The 19,798-nt window shown below is 62.6% G+C and carries 14 protein-coding genes and 4 pseudogenes; 8 read left to right on the top strand and 10 right to left on the bottom strand.

Annotated features, from left to right (window positions below):
• Positions 1 to 1,077: 1,077 nt before the first annotated feature.
• The gene (ltrA, locus tag AB3X86_RS35890; protein WP_368599617.1) at positions 1,078 to 2,577 is read left to right on the top strand and encodes a group II intron reverse transcriptase/maturase; all 1,500 of its coding nucleotides are present in this window, start codon (positions 1,078 to 1,080) and stop codon (positions 2,575 to 2,577) included.
• Positions 2,578 to 2,647: 70 nt separating this feature from the next.
• Positions 2,648 to 3,577, top strand: coding sequence for an IS110 family transposase (locus tag AB3X86_RS35895; RefSeq protein WP_368599635.1), 930 nt, complete (start codon positions 2,648 to 2,650; stop codon positions 3,575 to 3,577).
• On the opposite strand, the gene AB3X86_RS35900 is transcribed toward AB3X86_RS35895, so the two are convergent.
• On the bottom strand, positions 3,522 to 4,424 hold the full coding sequence (locus tag AB3X86_RS35900) for a hypothetical protein (RefSeq protein WP_368599618.1): 903 nt from the start codon (positions 4,422 to 4,424) through the stop codon (positions 3,522 to 3,524). The genes AB3X86_RS35895 and AB3X86_RS35900 overlap by 56 nt on opposite strands.
• Positions 4,421 to 4,921, bottom strand: coding sequence for a hypothetical protein (locus tag AB3X86_RS35905; protein ID WP_368599619.1), 501 nt, complete (start codon positions 4,919 to 4,921; stop codon positions 4,421 to 4,423). Before AB3X86_RS35905 ends, AB3X86_RS35900 begins: the two co-directional genes overlap by 4 nt.
• Before the next feature lie 103 nt (positions 4,922 to 5,024).
• Here AB3X86_RS35905 and AB3X86_RS35910 point away from each other — a divergent pair, with 103 nt between their 5' ends.
• Complete coding sequence (locus AB3X86_RS35910; RefSeq protein ID WP_368599636.1) at positions 5,025 to 6,128, top strand: IS5 family transposase; 1,104 nt, start codon at positions 5,025 to 5,027, stop codon at positions 6,126 to 6,128.
• 149 nt (positions 6,129 to 6,277) lie between these two features.
• Here the strand turns inward: AB3X86_RS35910 and AB3X86_RS35915 are convergent, their stop codons facing one another.
• The 4 genes and pseudogenes from AB3X86_RS35915 to AB3X86_RS35930 form a co-directional block, all read right to left on the bottom strand.
• The gene (locus tag AB3X86_RS35915; RefSeq protein WP_368599620.1) at positions 6,278 to 6,847 is read right to left on the bottom strand and encodes a hypothetical protein; all 570 of its coding nucleotides are present in this window, start codon (positions 6,845 to 6,847) and stop codon (positions 6,278 to 6,280) included.
• Positions 6,847 to 7,935 (bottom strand): hypothetical protein, encoded by a 1,089-nt coding sequence (locus AB3X86_RS35920; RefSeq protein WP_368599621.1) that lies wholly within the window; start codon positions 7,933 to 7,935, stop codon positions 6,847 to 6,849. The genes AB3X86_RS35915 and AB3X86_RS35920 overlap by 1 nt, the downstream gene beginning before the upstream one ends.
• Positions 7,877 to 8,575: a ParB family protein gene (locus AB3X86_RS35925; RefSeq protein ID WP_368599622.1), complete on the bottom strand. Its 699-nt coding sequence runs from the start codon at positions 8,573 to 8,575 to the stop codon at positions 7,877 to 7,879. Before AB3X86_RS35925 ends, AB3X86_RS35920 begins: the two co-directional genes overlap by 59 nt.
• A pseudogene (locus AB3X86_RS35930) lies at positions 8,572 to 9,464 on the bottom strand (ParA family protein). The gene AB3X86_RS35925 and the pseudogene AB3X86_RS35930 overlap by 4 nt, the downstream one beginning before the upstream one ends.
• Before the next feature lie 438 nt (positions 9,465 to 9,902).
• Between AB3X86_RS35930 and AB3X86_RS35935 the strand changes: the two are divergent.
• The gene (locus tag AB3X86_RS35935; protein WP_368599623.1) at positions 9,903 to 10,340 is read left to right on the top strand and encodes a helix-turn-helix domain-containing protein; all 438 of its coding nucleotides are present in this window, start codon (positions 9,903 to 9,905) and stop codon (positions 10,338 to 10,340) included.
• A gap of 100 nt (positions 10,341 to 10,440) precedes the next feature.
• Here AB3X86_RS35935 and AB3X86_RS35940 read toward each other — a convergent pair whose 3' ends face one another.
• Positions 10,441 to 10,653 (bottom strand): hypothetical protein, encoded by a 213-nt coding sequence (locus AB3X86_RS35940; protein ID WP_368599624.1) that lies wholly within the window; start codon positions 10,651 to 10,653, stop codon positions 10,441 to 10,443.
• A 780-nt stretch (positions 10,654 to 11,433) separates the two neighbouring features.
• Between AB3X86_RS35940 and AB3X86_RS35945 the strand changes: the two are divergent.
• Positions 11,434 to 12,243, top strand: a pseudogene (locus AB3X86_RS35945) (fatty acid desaturase).
• Positions 12,230 to 13,468 carry a sodium:solute symporter gene (locus AB3X86_RS35950; protein ID WP_368599625.1) on the top strand — a complete coding sequence of 413 codons (1,239 nt, stop codon included), beginning with the start codon at positions 12,230 to 12,232 and terminating at the stop codon, positions 13,466 to 13,468. Before AB3X86_RS35945 ends, AB3X86_RS35950 begins: the two are co-directional and overlap by 14 nt.
• Before the next feature lie 315 nt (positions 13,469 to 13,783).
• On the opposite strand, the pseudogene AB3X86_RS35955 reads toward AB3X86_RS35950, so the two are convergent.
• Positions 13,784 to 14,305: pseudogene (locus tag AB3X86_RS35955) on the bottom strand (LysR substrate-binding domain-containing protein); the annotation flags it as partial.
• Between the two features lie 413 nt (positions 14,306 to 14,718).
• On the opposite strand from AB3X86_RS35955, the gene AB3X86_RS35960 reads away from it, so the two are divergent.
• Together AB3X86_RS35960 and AB3X86_RS35965 are read left to right on the top strand one after the other, a co-directional pair.
• Positions 14,719 to 16,146 (top strand): MFS transporter, encoded by a 1,428-nt coding sequence (locus AB3X86_RS35960; protein ID WP_368599626.1) that lies wholly within the window; start codon positions 14,719 to 14,721, stop codon positions 16,144 to 16,146.
• Positions 16,147 to 16,588: 442 nt separating this feature from the next.
• Positions 16,589 to 16,776 (top strand): annotated as a pseudogene (locus AB3X86_RS35965) (monooxygenase); the annotation flags it as partial.
• A gap of 107 nt (positions 16,777 to 16,883) precedes the next feature.
• Here the strand turns inward: AB3X86_RS35965 and AB3X86_RS35970 are convergent.
• Both AB3X86_RS35970 and AB3X86_RS35975 read right to left on the bottom strand, forming a co-directional pair.
• The gene (locus tag AB3X86_RS35970) at positions 16,884 to 18,284 is read right to left on the bottom strand and encodes an LLM class flavin-dependent oxidoreductase (protein WP_368599627.1); all 1,401 of its coding nucleotides are present in this window, start codon (positions 18,282 to 18,284) and stop codon (positions 16,884 to 16,886) included.
• Positions 18,281 to 19,552, bottom strand: a complete 1,272-nt coding sequence (locus AB3X86_RS35975; protein ID WP_368599628.1) for an acyl-CoA dehydrogenase family protein — start codon at positions 19,550 to 19,552, stop codon at positions 18,281 to 18,283. The genes AB3X86_RS35970 and AB3X86_RS35975 overlap by 4 nt, the downstream gene beginning before the upstream one ends.
• Between the last annotated feature and the right edge of the window lie 246 nt (positions 19,553 to 19,798).

A 19,798-nucleotide genomic window follows, 5' to 3' on the forward strand; every position in this document is an offset into this window, starting at 1 on the left:
TTGCACGGCCGCCGCCCGGAACTCCGGCGTGTACGCCTGTTTTGGTACCTTGAACATCTCTTCTTTCCTTCCTTTGGGTCGAGTTTACACACGACCTGCTGGAAGGCGAAATTTCAGGGGATGCTCAACAGCGAATGAAGCGAAGCGCAACGCAACTGCACGAGGGCGACCGGGTGTGGGGAGGAAGCGTGGAGCGTAAATCGTGAGCCGATGAACAAGAGCATAGAAGGCGCTGCTGAGCAGGGCGAGCGGGCAAACGGCCGCGAAGCTCTCGTGACCAAGGCGACGTGGCGTAAATGCGGCGGTTGTGCGATGAAGGAGTGCGTTCTTACCCAATGGGATGGACGCCCCCACCCGTCACGGCATCGATGTGCCAAAGTGGAAGCGTCCAGCAACCACTTGAACCGAGGGGAGCGTCATCATGCAGCTTACGACCATTGGCATCGATCTGGCAAAGAACGTATTCGTGCGACCTGCAAGTCGCGTGAGTTTCTGTTTCACAGGAGCAGGTATGACCTGACGAAACCGGTTGTTCCATCGACCGTTCCCTACCCGGACATGCGGAGCCGGTAACAGCTCGGTATGAAGCTTCGGGGACAACGTAGCCGCCGGTTATCCGGTACGCCGAGCCGCGAGGCAGAGCGGAATCTGCCAGCACAAAGGCGGAGAGGAGCAAGGGATGAGTGGGTACGACCAACATATGTGAACTTCAGTTTAACGTCGTGATCTTTGACAAGCCAAATGTGCTGAGAGGCTTGAACCAAAACGGTACGCGGTGAGGAATGGTCTCCGAATACTGGACCATCATGGACAGAACCACCGCCGGCGAAGCAGAAGGGTCCGCCCCGCTCGGAAATTCATGCGAAACAGGGTAAGCCCATAGTACCGCCGGCAACGGCAGGCGAACCGCAAGGAACGCTGTTGGTACTGTGGGTAAAGGAATGCGGAGAAAGCGAATGCCCGGCTGTAATGGACGGGATACGGGCTGAGACATCGTCCGACGCGAAAGCGGGCAGACTTCCGCGCGGTCATTCATGGCGAGAGAACTTTGACCAATCGTTATACGAGGGAAGGCAGATGACGGCGACCGGCGCGAAAGCGACCGGCGCCGGTGCGCCTTCGCGCTCTGCCCAAATGTGGGATCAGGTGAACTGGTCACACATTGAGGCAGATGTGAAACGACTTCAGGTGCGTATCGCCAAAGCAACCCGGGAAGGCCGATGGGGCAAGGTGAAAGCACTGCAACGTCTGCTGACCCGCTCGCATAGCGGCAAAATGCTGGCCGTGAAGCGGGTGACGGAGAATCGCGGTAAGAGAACGCCGGGGGTGGACGGCAAGATATGGTCATCTCCGGCGGCCAGATGGAACGGAATGATGTCACTTCGGCATCACGGCTATCGTGTGATGCCGCTGAGACGCGTTTACATTCCCAAGAGTAACGGCAAGAGGCGTCCGCTGGGAATCCCCTGTATGCGGTGCAGGGCGATGCAGGCGTTATGGAAGCTCGCTCTGGAACCGGTGGCAGAAACTCTGGCGGACCCGAATTCCTATGGATTCCGGCCCGAACGCTCGACGGCCGATGCCATTGAACAATGCTTCATCACTCTGGCGAAGCGAGCTTCGCCAGAGTGGATTCTGGAAGGTGACATCCGGGGTTGTTTCGACAACTTCAGTCACGCCTGGATCCTGGAGCACGTACCGATGGACAAGGCGATCTTGCGGCGGTGGCTTCAGGCCGGATTTATCGATGAGGGAACCTTGTTCGAGACGTCGGCGGGTACCCCGCAAGGGGGAATCATCTCGCCGGTGATCGCGAATATGGCGTTGGATGGGCTTGAGGCAGCAGTCTATGCAAGCGTGGGAAGGTCCAAACTTGCTCGCAGCAACGCCCAACTCAACGTCGTCCGCTATGCCGATGACTTTATTGTCACCGGCGTGTCGAAAGAAGTGCTCGAATGCAAGGTGCTTCCGGCGGTCAGGCAGTTTATGGCTGCTCGAGGTCTGGAACTCTCGGAAGAGAAGACCCGGATCACGAACATTGCGGAGGGTTTCGATTTCCTTGGTCAGAACGTACGCAAGTACGACGGCAAGCTGCTGATCAAGCCGGCAAAGAAGAGCGTCAAATCGCTCCTCGACAAGGTCAGGGAAATCATCAAAGGCAACGCGAGCGTCACGCAGGAGGCGTTGATCCAGAAACTCAACCCGGTTATCCGGGGATGGGCGATGTATCACCGTCACGTCGTGGCGAAAGCGAGCTTCTCATCGATAGACTCGCACATCTGGCAACGGCTCTGGAAATGGGCCAGGCGTCGGCATCCCACGAAAGGAGCACGGTGGGTGAGGAACCGGTACTTCCGGGTCGATGGGCACCGGTCCTGGGACTTTGCTACGAAGGGTCCCGCTGATGGCAGCACCAGCGGGTTTCGGCTCTTCCGCGCAATGACGATCCCGATTGCGAGACACGTCAACGTCCGGGGACTGGCTAATCCGTTTGATCCGGTGTGGACCACGTACTTCGTTCGCCGTCGAACTGCGAAGCGTTCCGTCAAGTTGTTCGGTGTCACAACGTGGTGCTGAAGATTGGCTTGAGCCGGATGCGGGGTGACTCGCCCGTCCGGTTCTCAGGGGGCGGTGGCGCAGCAATGCGCTGCTGCTACCCGACCAGGTTCACGGCGTAGATGTTCACGGCAAGGCGGTATTGAGGAAGCAGTTCAAGCGCGGCCAAATGGCGACCTTCTTCGCAAATGTGCCCGCGTGTCTGATCGGCATGGAGGCGTGTGCCAGCGCCCACTATTGGGCTCGCAAGCTTCAGGCGCTCGGCCACACCGTTAAGCTGATGGCTCCCCAGTTCGTGAAGCCGTACGTGAAGACGAACAAGCACGATGCGTCTGACGCGGAAGCCATTTGCGAAGCGGTCAGCCGGCCGAACATGCGATTCGTACCGGTCAAGCATGTCGATCAACAAGCGGTGCTCGCTCAGCATCGAGTGCGGCAAGGGTTCGTCAAGGCGCGGACCGCGCAAGCCAATCAGATTCGGGGGCTGTTGGGCGAGTTTGGCTTAATCGTGCCGCAAGGCATCGCGCGCCTCTACAGAATTGTGCCGGCGTTGCTTGAGCAGGAGAAGGACCAATTGCCGGGCACGTTTCGCGAATTGATCCATCGCTTGCTCGACCATTTGAGGGAGCTGGATCGGCAGGTTGGCGAGTTGGAGGTCCAGATTCAAGCGTGGCACCGCGCCAATGCGCTGTCGCGGAAGCTGGAGCGGATTCCGGGCATCGGGCCGATTACGGCGAGCGCGCTGGTGGCATCGATCGGCGATGCCAGGAACTTTACGAGCGGTAGACAGTTGGCGGCATGGCTCGGGCTTGTACCCAAACAACATTCGAGCGACGGCAAGACAAACCTGCAAGGCATCAGCAAGCGGGGGGATACGTATTTACGCACGCTGCTCATACACGGAGCACGAGCGGTGATCCGGCACGCAGAGCACAAGCTGAACGACGAGAGTTGGCTGCATAAGATCATCGCCCGGCGCAACAAGAATGTCGCGGTCGTGGCATTGGCCAACAAGAGGTAACAGCCGCCGGCCGTGCTCCGACCACACCGTTGTGTTCTTCGCTCAGGCTCCGTGCGAGCAGGCGCTTGCGCGTTGCCAGTCGCTCGCGCATATCGCCACGCGACACAAGGCGCTCGAACTGGCGCTTCAGCTCGTCCGCATTGACCTGGGTGAACACGCGCCTGCCGGTGCACTGGCGCATGAGTTCGCGAATCAGGCCCTGACGCACGAGCCGCGCTCTGGCGTTGTCGAGCTGACGTCGGTTAAGGCCCAGCGTGCGTTGCCATTCGCCAGCCGTCAGCGTAAACCACGTGCATTGCCGGTCGGCCTCACGACGCTGCAACTGCACCATGCGTGATAGCAGCAACGCGGCGTTCACGTTGCCGACCAGGTCGGCGAATATGCGCCGGTACGCGATGGTCGGCCCGAGCAGCGCCTCACTCGCGAATTCGTCGGTGCGCAACGCTTCGATCGACCAGGGAAGTTCACTCACCATCCGGCAATTGGCCCGTACCGCGTGCGAGATGGCTTCCACTTCCAGCCGGTAATGCATGCGTGCCGGCTGGCCACCGCGCCATTCGGTCAGCAGATTCATGTTTCGCAGGCGCCGCCGCGCGTTCTCCTGCTCTTCGCGCGACAGGCCCGTCTCGAGCAGCCAGTGCTCCCGGGTCTTGTGAATCCACCCGCCGTTTGCTTCCACATCGCGCCCGCGCCGTGTCCAGTACACCAGTTGGGAGAGGAGCAGCGCGTCCTTCGGATGGCCAGTGATCCGGGCAAGACGTGTTCCGAAGGCGATGGGCCGGTGGGGCCTTAGCACGGTCCACAGCGCTTCGAACCCGGTGATATAGGGATGGCATCCGGGCATCATGATTCGACCTCCATCAGTTGCTCCGTATGGTCCGTACGGTCCGGGTGGGCTGCACGTACGGGCGGCCACACAATATGGGCGGTGCGTTCCTCCGCTTTCTGCTGAAGCAACGCGAGCACGGCCGGCCACAGGATGCGCCATTCCTCCAGCGGCGGCGTCCTTCTCCTGCGGTAAGCGATCAGGCCTTTCGACCGGAGCAGTCGCCGGGCGGCCCGCTGCTGGGCTTCCGTGAGCGCCAGTTTTCGTTCGAACTCGTCGGACGCGACCTGCAGCCAGACATGCTGGCGCCCTGTCTCGCTCTCCAGCGTCGAGAGCTCGGTGAGCATGGCAGCGGCAGCGAGGTCGCCGCATATCTCGACGAAACACCGGTCGATCGTGATCGGCACGTCGAGCATCGAGAGGAGCATGTCGGCCTCGGCAGGCGGCAGTCCGGGCGAATCGTCCCAGGTCTTGCCGGGCAGCAGGTTGCCCTGGGGATCAAGGCGCATTTCGTACATGGAGAGACTCCTTAGCAGGCTGTTGAATTTCGATCCCGCGTAAACGGGATTTTGGGGCCGAACGTTATGGATATCATGTTCATGATCTTTGGCAGTGAATTCGATGCGCGGAATAGATGAGATGCAGGAAGCTCTTTTCACGACGGTCAACCTTGAGGACTTCGTTCCGGCCGATCATCCGTTGCGCCCCATACGGTTGCTGATCAATCAGGCGTTGAAGCGGCTCAACGGATTGTTCGGCATCATCTATGCGGACAGCGGCCGGGCCTCGATTGCACCGGAGAAGCTGGTGCGTGCGCTTCTGTTGCAGGTGTTCTACTCGGTGCGCAGCGAACGCATGCTGATGGAGCAGATGCAGTACAACCTGCTGTTCCGTTGGTTCGTTGGACTGGCCATCGAGGACACGGTATGGAACCACTCCGTCTTCTCGAAGAACCGTGACCGGCTGCTCGAGCATGAGGTCGTGGAGTCGTTCTTTACCGAAGTCATGACTCTGGCCGACCGGCAGGGCCTGCTGTCCCGCGAGCATTTCTCGGTGGACGGCACGCTCATCCAGGCTTGGGCGAGTCACAAGAGTTTTCGCCGCAAGGACGGATCGGACGATCCGCCGGCCGGCGGCGGGCGCAACGCCGAAGCCGACTGGAAGGGTGAGCGACGCAGCAATGACACGCATGCGTCGAGCACTGATGCGGATGCGCGCCTGTTCAAGAAGAGTAAGCAGAGTCCGGCCATCCTCTGTTACCAGGGGCATATCTTGATGGAGAACCGCTCCAGGCTGGTGGTCGGCGCCGTGGTAAGCCATGCGGATGGCTTTGGCGAGCGGGCCAGCGCGCTGCGACTGCTCGACCGCGTGCCAGGCACTCACCCGAAGACAGTTGGTGCCGACAAGGCGTACGACACGCATGATTTCGTAAACGATTGCCGCGCGCGCAACATAACCCCGCATGTTGCACGCAACGACGCCCGCCAGGGCGGCAGCGCGATCGATGAGCGTACGTCGCGGCACGCGGGATACTGGATGAGTCAGGTCATTCGCAAGCGTATCGAGGAGCATTTCGGCTGGGGCAAGACGATCGGTCGGATCCGGCAGACGGTGTATCGCGGCATCAAGCGGGTCGACCAGCACTTCAAGCTGACAATGGTCGCGAGCAATCTCACGCGCATGGCGCGAATAATGGACGCGGTGCATACCGGAACGGTGCAATGAGCCGCCGATGCGCGCAGCCCGCGAGGCTTGGCATCCCCGCGCAAGCGCGATGCCTGCGCAAACTGATCGGCGGCGCATCCGGATTTCAGCTGGAAATTGCACGCGAACCACTCCTGATCATCGCTTCGGTCCTCATGACGAGGCGCTTTTCAACAACCTGTTAGGGGAGGAATTCGGATGGCAATCTCTGGTGTCGGGCTCCAGTGCCACGAACAGCAGGCATCGAACAGCGTGTCCATCGCGCACGGCGCCAGCGCGCGCGGTTTCGTCGGTGCGGCAACACCGAGCTCGTCGCGCAACTGCGAGATCGTTGTGCGCGTAACCGTGCGAAAGAACCTGCGGATCATCGGAATGCTGGCCTGTCTTTCGACAAACGCGCACAACAGCTCCTGGTCGCGCCATTGCCGTTCGATCAGTTCGCACCGACGCTGCAATGTGCCCGCGTCCACATAGAGGCGCAAGGCGCCAGACGCGAGCAGCTCGCGGGTAAAGGCTGATACACGAGCATAGCCAAGCACGCGTCGAACTGTCGCCGGAAGTGCATCCGTCAACATGTTTGTCGGCGACATCCAGTCGGTCGCACCTGTTTCACATGAAACTTTGCAATCCTCATTGACAGGTTTGCTATCCAGGACGGCTGAGGCCGAACTGGCGATCAGCTCGAGCAGCGTGAAATGTTCGAGCGACGCGCTCCTGACCCGCAGGAAGGCCTGGTCCATCACAGCCCTCCTCGCTGAAGCCGCTCGTCGGCGCCTGGCTCGGGCCAGCGTGCGGACGCAAAGCGTTCTGAATTCGCGACCCGGAAGGCGCGCGCCTGTAGAACAAGCTCGGCCCACCATTGTCCGATCGGGTGATCGGGGTTCAGCATCACGTCGAACATCACGTCCATGCGGTCGCCGAGCAACGGTTCACCGACACTTGCGTCGCACGCGCGGTTCCACTCGTCGTCGTCGCCGGCCATCCGTGCAAAGAGGGTATCGCGGGGGATGCGTGCGATGCCCGTTGCGGTATTTTGCCGGGACAGGCTAACGAGCCACCACCAGCCGAGGTACCGGTTCAGTGCGCCTTCGTCGTGCCCCGCATCAGTTTCGGGCGAAAGCCGCGGTTGACCCGGCGGTGGCGGCTCGATCATGAAACCGTACGGCAGCGCTGGCGTATCGCGCACACAGCCGTCAAGACCGCAGGTGCGCGCGAAAGCCACCACCGTCTCCCGGAAAAGCTCACCTTCACCTGAAGCACATCCCGCAGCGTCTTCGCAAGGACCGTGGACGTCAGCAGCCACCCGTGTTGATCCGTCACCGGGCGTGCGCTGCGAGCTATCCGGTGCCATGGCCGATTCGCCTGGTCGTCTCGCACCAGGGGTCGCGTCCGGCACAGTGGCTTCCCTGGCCCGCACCCGAACGGACAGATCTCTCACGCCATGCGCCGGTACCATCGGCGAGCTGGCCCCGTCGTTCGCGTCTCCAGCCGACGCAGCTGGTAAACGTTCGGCTCGCTCAACCTGCATACCGCCCACTTCGCGCAGATCGTCGCCTGTGGCGTCCGGCGTGCGCTCGAGCAGATGGCACATCCGGTCCAGCGCATCGCGCGACACACCCAGCTCGTCCACCATGCGATGTCGCAATCCGTCGACCAGGCGTGCCGCGTCGAAAGCGGCGCGCTGTGGCAGCATGCCGGCATCGCCCGGCTCGCAGCCAGCGGCCATGCCGGTCAGGTGCGGATCGATCACCCGCGCCTGCACCCATTGATCATCCAGGCCCAGACGCCTCGCCAGACGCAGGCATGCCGATGCCGGGCTGGATGACATCGACGAGTGCGCGTCGGCTGAGAAATGCTGTGGCAGGTCCGAGCGCGGACAGACGCTCGATCGCGAACTGAAAAAGCGAAAGCAGTACATGGCTCACCGCAGCACCATCGTGCTCGAGCAGTCGCGAGAACTCGCGCAGCGACAGCGTGGCTCCCCGTTCCGTTTCGAGATCGGCCTTGAGCGCCAGATAGCCGTTCGCCTTGTCCCAGAAGCACAGGTCCGCACGTTGATCGTTTTCGCGCAGATGCGCCGCCAGCAGCCTCGCCTCGCCGGGATACGGCACGTAGACGAAGTCATAATGAAGAAAGCGTTCATCGCCGGTTTCGTCGTACAGGGCCGTCGCCGCGATCACGCGCGAATTGCCGCCCTTCGCGACCACGTAGCGCGCCTCACCAGGACGGCGGGTCACCGTGACGATCTGCTCGATGCCGTTTGCGCGGATCGACTCCTTGAGTTCCGCGATGCGCTCGTGCGACGCGCGCCGGGGATTGCGCTCGTAGACCATCACGTCGGTGATCCTGAGCCGGATCACCGACGTCAACTGCGGATCGGACGCCCGTGCACCCGGCGGCGCCACGTCAAGGCGTTGCGCAGCAAGGTCTTCGCGCAACCTGATGAGCGACTTTCCTGACGCGCTCATGCGACCGCCCCCTGTCCGCCGTCGCCCGTCCCCTCATCGCCCGTCCCGACGTCAACCAGTGTGCGTCGCGGTGCCCCGGCATAGACATTCGCCAGCGACGGGAACAGTTCCCATGCGAGACGGTGCATGACGTTCCATGCGGAATTGTCGAACCGTCTGCGACGATCGAAGTCGTGAACGGGAACGCGTGCCGTCGCAGCCGCACAATAGGCCGCAGCCGACGGAATGACCGTGTCGAGTACTCCACTTTCGCATGGTCCGCGAACCGTTGCCGCAGCACAGCCGAGAGTGCCCTGGCGTTGGTGGTGCGCTCGTGCGCATTGATCAGCGCGAGCAGATCGCCCGAGCGAAACGACTCGCCAAAGTCAGCCAGCCGGTTCAGTTCATCGAGCATCGCGATCGTGCCCGTAGCGAACTCCCCGGCACTCAGCGCATCCGGCTTGACAGGCGACACCATGATGTTGGCGGCCATCGCCGCGGACTTCTGCAACTCGCCCACCGCGCCCTGCGTATCGATCAGCACGACGTCATAGGCTTCCATCAGCGGACTTTGCATCGCACGACGCAGGATCATCAGCCGATCCTCACGGCGGTTGAGCCAGGCCTGCAGCCCCGCGTCCGGTGTGTCGGAATAAACGAGATCGAGATTCGAGAAGATCGTGCGGCTGATGCAGTCGGCGGCCGGATTGCCGCCCGAGGTCACGACGGCACTCAGACCCCGCGGTGAACGGTAATGGACGGGAAAGAACTTGCTTAGACTCGGCTGGACATCTGCATCGATCGCAAGGACCTTCAGGCCGAAGGCTGCGAGCAGGCCGCCCAGATTGGCGGCGACGGTCGTCTTACCGACGCCGCCTTTGGTGGAGACGAAGGAAATAACAGCCGGCACGGTGGGATATCCAGTACAGCGTCATCGCTTGAGCGGATAACAGAATCAGAAAGAAACCGTCAGGTTTTGTCGTGAGACGGCCCGCGCTGATCCGGGGCAGCAAAATCGTCAGCGTCGCGCGCGTCAGTGCGGGTCAATTGCGAGGCAATCCATCTTTCATACTCGTCTACGGGAAACAGACGCCGGCGACCTACGCGCAGTGACGGCGGCATCGGCAGCCCCAGCGTCAGGCGGTTGCGCGCGGTCGCGGGCGCGATATGGGGCTCGCGTGCAATCTCTTCTAGCGTATAGAACCGCCTGCTCGTCACTTGGCCTCCGCGAACATGACGCCCATCGGTCCGCCGCCTGCTGCGTTCGTCCAGGTACGTCCAGCCTTGTCCATTACTCGAACGTTCCTATAATCAAGGTACAAAATCATCGTAGGAATGTGAGGCCCACATGTCAAGCAGCGCGGATCACGGCGACTACCACCAGCGCATCGTGCAGGTTCGTGAGCATCTCGAACTGTCTCAGGAAAAAATAGCCCGGCAGCTCGGGCTCTCCCTGCGTGCGTATGCGAACTACGAGCGTGGCGAACGTGCGGTCCCGGTCGAATTACTACGTGCGTTGTACGAGCAGTTCTCGATCGATCCCGCCTGGCTGCTGACGGGCGACGGCAACATGATTCTCGATCGTGACGTGCGGTATCGGCTCGATCAGAAAGCGCTTGATAGTGTGCTGGTCGCCGTCGCGCGGATCGAAGCGCGCCTTGATGTCACGCTCGACGCGAAAAGGAAGGCGCGACTCATTGGCCTGCTCTACGAGCAGTGTCAGCTGCTGGGCGATAGTGCCGACGATATCCTGAAGGATTCGCGCATCAGTCGCCTGACGCGTTAGTTTCGCTAAAGTCAGCAACCGCAATAATTCCGCAGTGGTGTCTGTCGACCAACGGCCCGCCATTAATCTTCGGGCGTAGCGTTTTTCAACGCATGGATGATCAGGCCTGCGATATCGCAACCGGTAGCGGAGAAATGCCATGGGACGTCGGGAAGAGATCACCGAGGAACTCGATCAACTGGCGGGGGAAATCGAGAAGGATATCCGGGGTCGACGCGGCGAACGCGCCGCGAATCTGCCGTCGATGCCCGAAACGCATATCCGTCTTGAACTTTTCATTACGCAGCACCCGCCCTCCGGCTTTCGGATTCATATCTCGATGGAACGGCGCGATGACGCCGAACCATCATAGCGGCGCATGACCCTCGCCCCGCCAGGAACTGGTCCTGGAAATCATGCCCTTGATTGATTGCTCGGCCCGGGTGGCCCCCATCGGCACGCGATCGTGCTTCGATTTGCTGAATCAACGACGGTATTCCGTTAACTGCCATCGTCGCGGTTATGGGTGCGATATCCAGCGACCATCGCTGCGGAAGGCACTGCGTCAGTCCGGGCCAAGGTCGGGCACGACGGGCAACGCGACAACTGGCGCGGCAACCGCGACGATAGGTTGTCCGCAACGCCTTCTTCGTCATACTGCACGACGTTTCTCAGTTTAACCAGGCATCGAGCGGAGCGTCGATCACCGGGGGCGTTGACGTACGGTCCGCCGGATTGCGCACACACGACCCAACTCCCTGCTGCTCCGTGAGCAAGGCGATCCATCGCGCATGCCGCTGTCGAAAATGCAACCCGCTGAACATTTGCGCAAGCACGTTCGACCTTTTCACATGTTTCGTGAGATCAAATCTCGGTGGTCGGCGCCCCTGCGCTTCCATTCCTCCTTCGCATTCGCTGCGGGCGACGTGATTGTCTTCGATGCGAGGCCCTTCACGCGAGGTAATCCATGAATCATCGCGCCGTGATCCACGATCAGGAACTGATCCGCTCCGCGTTTCCGGAATGGGACACGCTTCATCGGGCCATGACTTCGCCTGACGTGCTCCCCGTCGTCCTTGACATCGCGTTCGACTGGCTGGGCATTGCGCTCGCCATGCTGACCTTGCATCGTTTAGGATGGGTGTCGGCGCCTGCGGCGGTTGCATGGATTGGAAACCGGCAACGTGCACTGGGCAACCTGCTTCACGACGCCGCCCACCGCAACTTCGCCCGATCAGCTCCCCTCAATGACGCGCTTGCATGCCTCTTGATCGCGCCGGCGCTGTTCAACAGCCTAGCAGCTTATCGGGAGCTGCACGCCCATCATCACGCGTGGCTGGGTGACCCTACGCGCGATCCGGACTATATCGCCGTTCGTTCGAAGCCAGGCGACCGCTGGTGGCAGCCGTTTTCTAAGGTTTTGTTCGCGCCAGCGGCATGGTTGGGCTCGACGTTCGGACACCTGCATCTGGCGACGCTTACATGGATGTAGCGCTTCGCCATCGCAGGATGGTGGTGCGCCGCACTGGGTGTCATGACGCTTCTATGGGGCGTGCATGCGGCGGCACTTTTCTTCGGCATCTGGCTGCTGGCGAGAGCCACCGTCTTCCACTTGATCACCACGTTCCGGGAGCTGTGCGACCACTTCGGCCGACAGCCCGGCGGTATCTTCAGATACACACGCGACGTGTCTTCCCGGAGCCTGTGGCGCGGGGTCATCCATCCGCATAACAACGGCTACCACCTGACGCATCACCTGATGCCCGCGATTCCCTATCACCGACTTTCTTCCGTACATCACCGCCTGCTGGAACTGCCTGCCTTCGCCCGTACGGCGCGAGTGTGTCGTGTGTACTTTCTCGGACCCGACGCGGTCGTGCGTGAATGGGAAGTCGAAGGAGGAGCCAACAATGTTGCAGCGTAACCTTGGCGCGATGGACGTCGCCGCCCTGCTCGTCTCGGCAAGCTATGGCGTCGCGTTCCTGCTCGGTTCCGGCGAGATGGCATTCCATTCCGGAATGGCGGGCAGCCTGTACGCGATCATCACCGCACTGGGTATGCTCGCGCTCGCGGTTGTCGCGCCGACGCTCTGGCGGGGACGCGAACTCATCTGGGATGGGTTGGGCGAGCACTACGGTCCGGTGGTACGCAAGCTCGTGGCGTTGCTGTCACTCGTCTGGATGGCCGGCGTGCTTGCCGCCCAGATCCGTGGCGGTATCGCGGTGCTAGTCGCCGTCGGACTCCCGGTAACGCATGCACTGGCGGTGATTGCGGCGACATTGCTGGTCATGTCTTCCATTGAGCTCGGCATGGCCGCCATGCTCTTTGCGTGCTGCCTCCTGGCAACGAACCTCGCGCTCGTACATGCGCTGGTCGCTTCGCACGGACTGACCGTGTACCTCCATGCGTGGCCGTCCTTCCTCCAGGAGACACGCGCCGCGCCATGTGCCGAGACGCTGGTAACCATCGCTGCAGTCGGGTTTCTGGTGATCACGGGATCGGACTATCAGCAGTTCGTCATCGCGGCGCGCCGGTCACGCGATGCGTGGCTAGGGTGCATACTGGCGAGTCTCTTCCTCATGGCGACCGGTTTTCTGCCAGCCGCAACAGTCGTCGCAGTACTTCATGCTGGCAGGCTGTCCGGCCTGACGGACACCGCGAGGGCAATCCCGTGGATCATACTGCAAACCGGTCGGTCAGTTGGGCCCGTTTGCCTCGGCGCGATCCTGCTTGCTGCCCTCGGATCAGGGACCGCGATCGCGCGCGCAATGTCATCGGCACTTGAGGGCCTGCATGCCAGCGATGGTCGCTACGGCTACGCGTCCCGCCTGCTGATCATCGCCATCGGTTGCGCAATCGCCGCTGATGGCCAGGCGATTGTGTCGACCATCGTTTCGCTGAACGTCGTCTATGTTGCCGCCGTCGGTGTACTGTTCCTCTTCCACGAGAGCGGTCGACAGGTCGCACCGCGCTGCGCATCAGCGATGCTGCTGTCCGGGGCCATCGTTTCTCTGCTCGTTTCGGTAATGAAGTGGATTGATATCGGCAATCTGCCCAGTTGGATCCCGCTTCCGGCAGGGTTGTTTGCCTCCGCCTGCGTGCCGGTCGCATGGCAGCTCGCCCCGCTTCTCAGCCGCGTCCGGTCGTAGCAATCGCCTGGCCGCCCGAACCTGCACTGATCATGCTACACGCGTCGGTGGCACAGCCCCCCATACCGATAGTCGTTCGAAAGACCGCTCGCGCACTGAAACCAGCCGCGCCGAGGCTCACATCGTAGCGGGTGATCGCAGTGTCCACAGCGACGCTATGACGGCCTGGATCAACCAATTGCATGCAACGCCGTGACCATCGTGGTCACGGCGACTGCGTACGTGAAAAATACCGGCGACGACGGGCGGCGTGATCATCACTGCGATCGGAGGCCCCGACGCACGGCCTCACGATCGGCGCGTCGAAACGCTGCGTCAACCGGCGCGCTCTGTCTCCTGGGCGGCCTGAATCAGGCTCCGCCGCACAGCGTCCGTGACCAGTGCGCTGATGCTCGTGAGCAGCTCGGGCTGCCGCTTCCAGTGATGCCAGTACAGATCGGTCATAAGGTCGTGTCCAGGAGCGAGCGCAATCAGTCTGCCGCTACCGGTTAGCGGCTCCGCCTGCATGGCAGGGACCAGCCCGTAGCCGAGGTCGTCCAGGATCGCATCGAGCAACGCCGCCGGTGAAGGAAAACGATGCCCGGGGTATCGGCCGACTATCACACCGAAGTGCGACGCGAAAAACTCATGTTGCAGTGCGTCCTTCCGGTCAAACAGGATGGTTGGGGCCTTGAGCGCATGCGGCAACGTCAGGCCACCAGCGAAATGTTCGCGGGCGAATCAGGCGTGGCCGACAAAGTGATAGCGCATCTCCCCGACTGGCTGGGCCCGGAAACGGTCAACAACGGAATTCTGTCGCGTGAACAGAAGGCCCTTGACATCGCCGCGCGCCAGCGCTCACGCGTACCTTACCTCGAAAGCCATACTAGGATTTAGCTCGAACGCGGACGGAATCCGCGTCTGGCTCGTACGCCTTCTTGTTTTTCGCCGGGGAAACTCCTGATTCTCTCGACTCCTTCTTGTGAGTCCACCAAGAGGTCAGTTCGAGGCGGCGCGTGTCGCCGTCCGCCCGGAACTCGCCTCTGAAGCTTACATGGCGATCAACTTTATGACGCAGGCCGATTTGTTTCTCGCTTTATATCGCTTGGGATAGCGCGACCGGGAGAACAGAATACTTGCTGTCAAAACGCGATGCACCATATGTTGAGGGATGCAGTCGCGTCAAAACCTGACTGGTCGCGAATAGACACGCCGGATTCCCGACTTCATACGCACATTGTCAATCATTCGGCGAAGAACTAAGGAATGCGATGAGTTCGATCGATTTTAACGCTGTCGGGCAGGTTTCTGCGCCCATTCGGTCCGCCAGCGACGTGGCGCGCCTGATCAATACGGCGGGCGGTTCTGTCGGTCATGTACGGATGATCGTGCTGCTGGCGCTCGGAGGCGTGTTTCTGGATGCATACGATCTGACGACGCTGTCGTATGGCATCGATGACGTGGCGCGCGAGTTCGGCCTGACGCCGGCACTGACGGGGCTGGTCGGCTCGGCGATCATGATCGGCACGATCTTCGGCAGCCTGATCGGCGGATGGCTGACCGACAGGATCGGCCGCTATCAGGTGTTCATGGCCGACATGCTGTTCTTCGTGATCGCGGCGATCGCGTCCGGGCTTGCGCCGAACGTCTGGGTGCTGATCGGCGCGCGCTTCGTGATGGGCCTCGGAGTAGGCATCGACCTGCCCGTCGCGATGGCGTTTCTCGCGGAATTCTCGAAGTTCAACGGCCGCGGCAACAAGGCTTCGCGGCTCGCCGCCTGGTGCCCGATGTGGTACGTGGCGTCGTCGGTCTGCTTCCTGCTGATCTTCGGGCTGTATTTCCTGCTGCCCGCCGAGCATGCGGGCTGGCTGTGGCGCGCGTCGCTGATCTTCGGCGCGGTGCCCGCGCTCGTCATCATCCTGGTGCGCAACCGCTTCATGAACGAATCGCCGCTGTGGGCCGCGAACCAGGGCGACCTCGCGAATGCGGCGCGCATTCTACGCGAGTCGTACGGCATTCACGCGCACGAAGCGGAGGATGCGCCGCGTGAGCCGAGCCAACCGCCGGTGCGGATTCGTGTGCTGTTCCAGCAGCCGTATCTCGGCCGCACGATCGTCGCCAGCGTGATGAACCTGTGCATTCCGTTCGAATACACGGCGATCGCGTTCTTCCTGCCGTCGATCCTGTCGCAGTTTCTCGGTGCGGGCGTGTTCGAGACGATCGCGGCGTCGCTCGCGCTGAACGTGCTGTTCGCGTTTACGGGTGGCTTGCTGGGCATGCGGCTCGCGTATCGCTATCCGTCGCGCCATGTCGCGATCGCCGGTTTCGCGCTGCAGTTCGTCGCGCTCGTCGCGCTCGCGCTGGCAGGGCATCCGCACGGTGCGCTCGCGGTCGGCCTCGTGCTGCTGATGCTCGGCACATGGTTGTTCGCCGAGGGCTTCGCGCCGGGGGCGCAGATGATGATCTACCCGACGCTGTCGTATCCGGCGTCGATCCGTGGCACCGGCGTCGGCTTCGGGCGTTCGCTGTGCGGGATCGGCCAGGCACTCGCGCTGTTCGTGCTACCGATCGTGCAAGCCCGTCTCGGCACGGACATGTTCTGGGTCGTCGCGGTCAGTGCGGTCACGCCGATCGTGTTCCTGCTAATCGTGCGTTACGAACCGACGGCGCGCGATATCGACCACGAGGGCTTCGTGTGAACACGGCAGAAAGCGCTCATCCTCTGAGAAGCGGCAATATTTCTTCATCCCTCCACGAAAGGAATCGCCGCCTCAGGCGTTCGCCTACCTGCCCCTTCACCAGTGCCTGTCTACATCACATCGCGATACGCGGTTGAGCACCGCGCATCAAGCGTCCGCAGCGCGTCTTCGAGCGGTGGACCCGCGCCGAAACCAAACACATGTGCTGACCAAGCAACCGGCACTGCTAAACCAGGCCGTGACTTGTGCCAGCGGCCGATTCGTAAGCTTGCAACGGTTGGCCATCTCGTGGCCTGGACTGGCGCTCGGCGCCGTTTGCAAAATATTCGAGGTAAGCGCTCAGGAACACGACTTCGCCGATATCGTTCATGCCGAGCGCAGTCGTGCGAACTGGACGGTAGCGGATAGAAAGTGACCTGGGGACTGAGCGCGACATGCTGCTTGGCGCGCGCCTGCGTCGCAGCCGTACGAGCGACGTTCGGGTACACGACGATTTCAACGCCATGTACCGCACTTGCCCGTGGATTGGCCGCGCAGGCGCGTAATGCCCCACTCGGCGAGCGCGACAGCGTGCTGCATCACCGGGACTGGATTCACGATTTCGACGCGCTCGTCGACGAGCTGAACGACGCGGCGCGATCGGCCGTAGCGCGTCGGGCGACCGGTTCGGCTATCGCGCGGCCGTTCATCGGGAATGCTGGCCGTTCTCCGTGCGGGCCGGCCAGCGTTGACGGCCATCACGTGAAGTCTGCCACCTGTTCCGCAGCGCGCTTGACCTGTTCGATGTCGCGAAACCGCGCGGCCGGATGCGCATCCGGCAACTTCGCGGAGCCGCCGAACAACTTCTCGCGCAGCGTGCCCGGCGCGTATTCTGTCGGATACACGCCGCGCCGCTGCAACTCCGGCACGAGGTAGCGCACGATGTCCTCGAAGGTTTCATGCGCAACGGCATACGCGAGATTGAAGCCGTCGACGTCGGTCGCGGCGACCCATTCCTGCAGGATGTCCGCGACGGTTTGCGCGGAGCCGACGAACACCGGCCCCATCCCGCCGATGCCGCCCCACGCCGCCAGTTCCTCGATCGTCCATGCGGTATCGCCGCTGGCCAGATGCTCGATGGCCGACACGATCGCATTCGTCTCGACGCGCCTGACGGGGTCGGTCGGCGCGTACTGGCCGAAATCGATGCCGGTCCAGCCCGACATGAAGACGAGCGACCCGTCGTACGACACGTAGCGGCGATAATCGTCGAACTTCGCGTGCGCCTTCTCGTCGGTCTCGTCGACGATCACCGTGACGAGGTTGTAGATCAGCACGTCGTGCGGGTCGCGGCCCGCGGCGGCCGCCTGCGCGCGCACGTCGGCGACATAGCGCGCGAGTTGCGCTCGCGTCGGCGCGGCGACGAACACGCATTCGGCGTGCTGCGCGGCGAACGCCTTGCCGGGCCCGGACGCGCCGGCCTGGAACAGTACCGGCGTGCGCTGCGGCGACGGCTCGCACAGGTGATAGCCGGGCACGTCGAAGAAGCGCCCCTTGTGGCCGATCTCGTGCACTTTCTCCGGGTGCGTGAACACGCGGCCGTCGCGGTCGCGCACGACCGCGCCGTCTTCCCAGCTGCCTTCGAACAGCTTGTACAGCACCTCGACGTATTCCGCCGCGACGGCGTAGCGGTCGTCGTGCGTGCGCAAGCCGTTGTCGCCGACGTTCTTCGCGCCGCTTTCCAGATACGACGTGACGATGTTCCAGGCGAGCCGGCCCTTCGTGTGATGGTCGGCAGTCGACAGCCGGCGCGCGAACGTGTACGGATGCTCGAACGTCGTCGACGCGGTGATGCCGATCCCGAGATGCTCGGTCGCCATCGCGATCGGCGCGGCGAGCTGCAGCGGATCGTTGACCGGGATCTGCGCGGCCTGGTGCAGCGCGTGATAGTTGCTGCCCTTGTACACGTCGTAGTAGCCGATCACGTCCGCGATGAAGATCGCGTCGAAGATGCCGCGTTCGAGCACGCGCGCGAGGTCGGTCCAGTAGTCGAGATCCTTGTACTGCCACGAACGGTCGCGCGGATGCGCCCACAGGCCGGGTGACTGGTGGCCGACGCAGTTCATCTCGAACGCGTTGAAGCGGATCGTCTTGCTCATCGCGCGGCCTCCGTCCCCGTGCTGGCGGTATCAGCAGCGGCGGTGCCATTGCCGACGCGCCATACGAACGGCGGCGTGCGCCCGTTGATCACCCAGTCGCCGACGATCCGCGCCTTGTAGACGAGCGGATTGTGCGACGACACCGTGCGCGCATTGCGCCAGTGACGATCGAGCGCGGTCGTGCTGCGCGTCGCCGATGCGCCGAGCGCGTCGAACAGGCGCGTTGCCGCGCGCAGCACGAGTTCCGACACGACGAGCTGGCTCTGCGCGGACTCGATTTCGGCCGCGACGTTCGCCGCGTGCTTGGCGTCGTCGTCGTTGCCGAAGCGGGCGAGATAAGCCTGCTGCAGCGGCTGCGCGGCACGCAGCGCGAGCGCATCGGCCGCGTATGCCCACGACGCGATTTCGCCGATCACCTGCTGAAGCTGCGCATCGTCGCCAGCGTGCGCCGCGTTGCCGTGGCTGTACACGCGCGTGCGGTTGCGTACCAGTTCGCCTGCATCGCGCACGATCGCATGGCCGATGCCGGCCAGCGTGGCGACGTGGAACAGCTGGTAGAACGCCGTCTGATATTTGAAGCGGCGCGCGAAATCGGTCACGTTATCGGCGTCGACCGCCGCATCCTCGAAGCGCGTCGTGCCGCTGCCGGTCGTGCGCTGCCCGAAGCCGTCCCAGTCGTCTTCGAGTATCACGCCCGGCTGTGTGGTTGCGACCGCAACGATGACGTCGCTGCCGTCGGGTTCACGCTGCGCGAACACGTCGATCCAGTCCGCGAACAGGCTGCCCGTGCTGTAGAACTTCCGGCCGTTCAGTACGAGCCGGCCGTTCTTCTCCGATACCTTGGTGATGGTCTGGCCGAGCGGGACGTCGCCGGCTTCCGACCACGCATTGCCGACGAGCTGGCCGCTCGCGAAGCGGTCGAACCACGTCGCGCGCTGCGGCCCGGGCGGTGCGTTGAGCCAGTCCTCGACGAACGCGAAGTGACCGCGCAACGCCTGCGGCAGATTGGAATCGGCGGTCGCGAGCTCGGTGAGCAGCCGGAACAGCTGCGGCAGCGATGCGCCGGCGCCGCCGTCGCGCACGGGCAGCCGCACCGCGCTGAAGCCGGCGGTCTTCAGCCAGCCGATCGCTTCGTGCGGCAGTTCGCGGCGGCGTTCGCGCTCGGCGGTGCCGGCCGCGATCCGGTCGAAGAGCGGACGAAACCGGCTCGCGAGTACGTCGTAGTCGGTGCCGGTAGAGAGAGCGGTGTCTGGGTGCGATGAAGTCATGCGGTGTTCCTCGAAGGGCGGGGCCGTTTGTCCCGGGAGGCCAGTATAGGAAGTGCGACGCACGTGTTCCAATAACGGATTCGCAGATCGTTATCGTCGATGCGCATTACGCGGAACGACGACGTGAAGCGTCGACGCGCGAGCATCGATCGCGACGCCGGAGCGCGGGATCGGAGACGCTCGCGCGTCTCGTCACGTCGTTTGTTATCCGAAGGAATATCGTTACGACAATCGATCGGTTTGCCA

Origin of the sequence: Paraburkholderia sp. BR14374, assembly GCF_040948685.1 — a bacterium.
GTDB lineage: Bacteria > Pseudomonadota > Gammaproteobacteria > Burkholderiales > Burkholderiaceae > Paraburkholderia > Paraburkholderia youngii.

What these genes read in the sequence shown, in the direction of transcription:
- ltrA (WP_368599617.1), top strand. Translation starts at nt 1,078, where the DNA reads ATGACGGCGACCGGCGCGAAAGCGACCGGCGCCGGTGCGCCTTCGCGC.
- AB3X86_RS35900 (WP_368599618.1), bottom strand. Translation starts at nt 4,424, where the DNA reads ATGATGCCCGGATGCCATCCCTATATCACCGGGTTCGAAGCGCTGTGG.
- AB3X86_RS35905 (WP_368599619.1), bottom strand. Translation starts at nt 4,921, where the DNA reads ATGTACGAAATGCGCCTTGATCCCCAGGGCAACCTGCTGCCCGGCAAG.
- AB3X86_RS35910 (WP_368599636.1), top strand. Translation starts at nt 5,025, where the DNA reads ATGCGCGGAATAGATGAGATGCAGGAAGCTCTTTTCACGACGGTCAAC.
- AB3X86_RS35915 (WP_368599620.1), bottom strand. Translation starts at nt 6,847, where the DNA reads ATGGACCAGGCCTTCCTGCGGGTCAGGAGCGCGTCGCTCGAACATTTC.
- AB3X86_RS35920 (WP_368599621.1), bottom strand. Translation starts at nt 7,935, where the DNA reads ATGTCATCCAGCCCGGCATCGGCATGCCTGCGTCTGGCGAGGCGTCTG.
- AB3X86_RS35925 (WP_368599622.1), bottom strand. Translation starts at nt 8,575, where the DNA reads ATGAGCGCGTCAGGAAAGTCGCTCATCAGGTTGCGCGAAGACCTTGCT.
- AB3X86_RS35935 (WP_368599623.1), top strand. Translation starts at nt 9,903, where the DNA reads ATGTCAAGCAGCGCGGATCACGGCGACTACCACCAGCGCATCGTGCAG.
- AB3X86_RS35940 (WP_368599624.1), bottom strand. Translation starts at nt 10,653, where the DNA reads ATGAATCCGAAAGCCGGAGGGCGGGTGCTGCGTAATGAAAAGTTCAAG.
- AB3X86_RS35950 (WP_368599625.1), top strand. Translation starts at nt 12,230, where the DNA reads ATGTTGCAGCGTAACCTTGGCGCGATGGACGTCGCCGCCCTGCTCGTC.
- AB3X86_RS35960 (WP_368599626.1), top strand. Translation starts at nt 14,719, where the DNA reads ATGAGTTCGATCGATTTTAACGCTGTCGGGCAGGTTTCTGCGCCCATT.
- AB3X86_RS35970 (WP_368599627.1), bottom strand. Translation starts at nt 18,284, where the DNA reads ATGAGCAAGACGATCCGCTTCAACGCGTTCGAGATGAACTGCGTCGGC.
- AB3X86_RS35975 (WP_368599628.1), bottom strand. Translation starts at nt 19,552, where the DNA reads ATGACTTCATCGCACCCAGACACCGCTCTCTCTACCGGCACCGACTAC.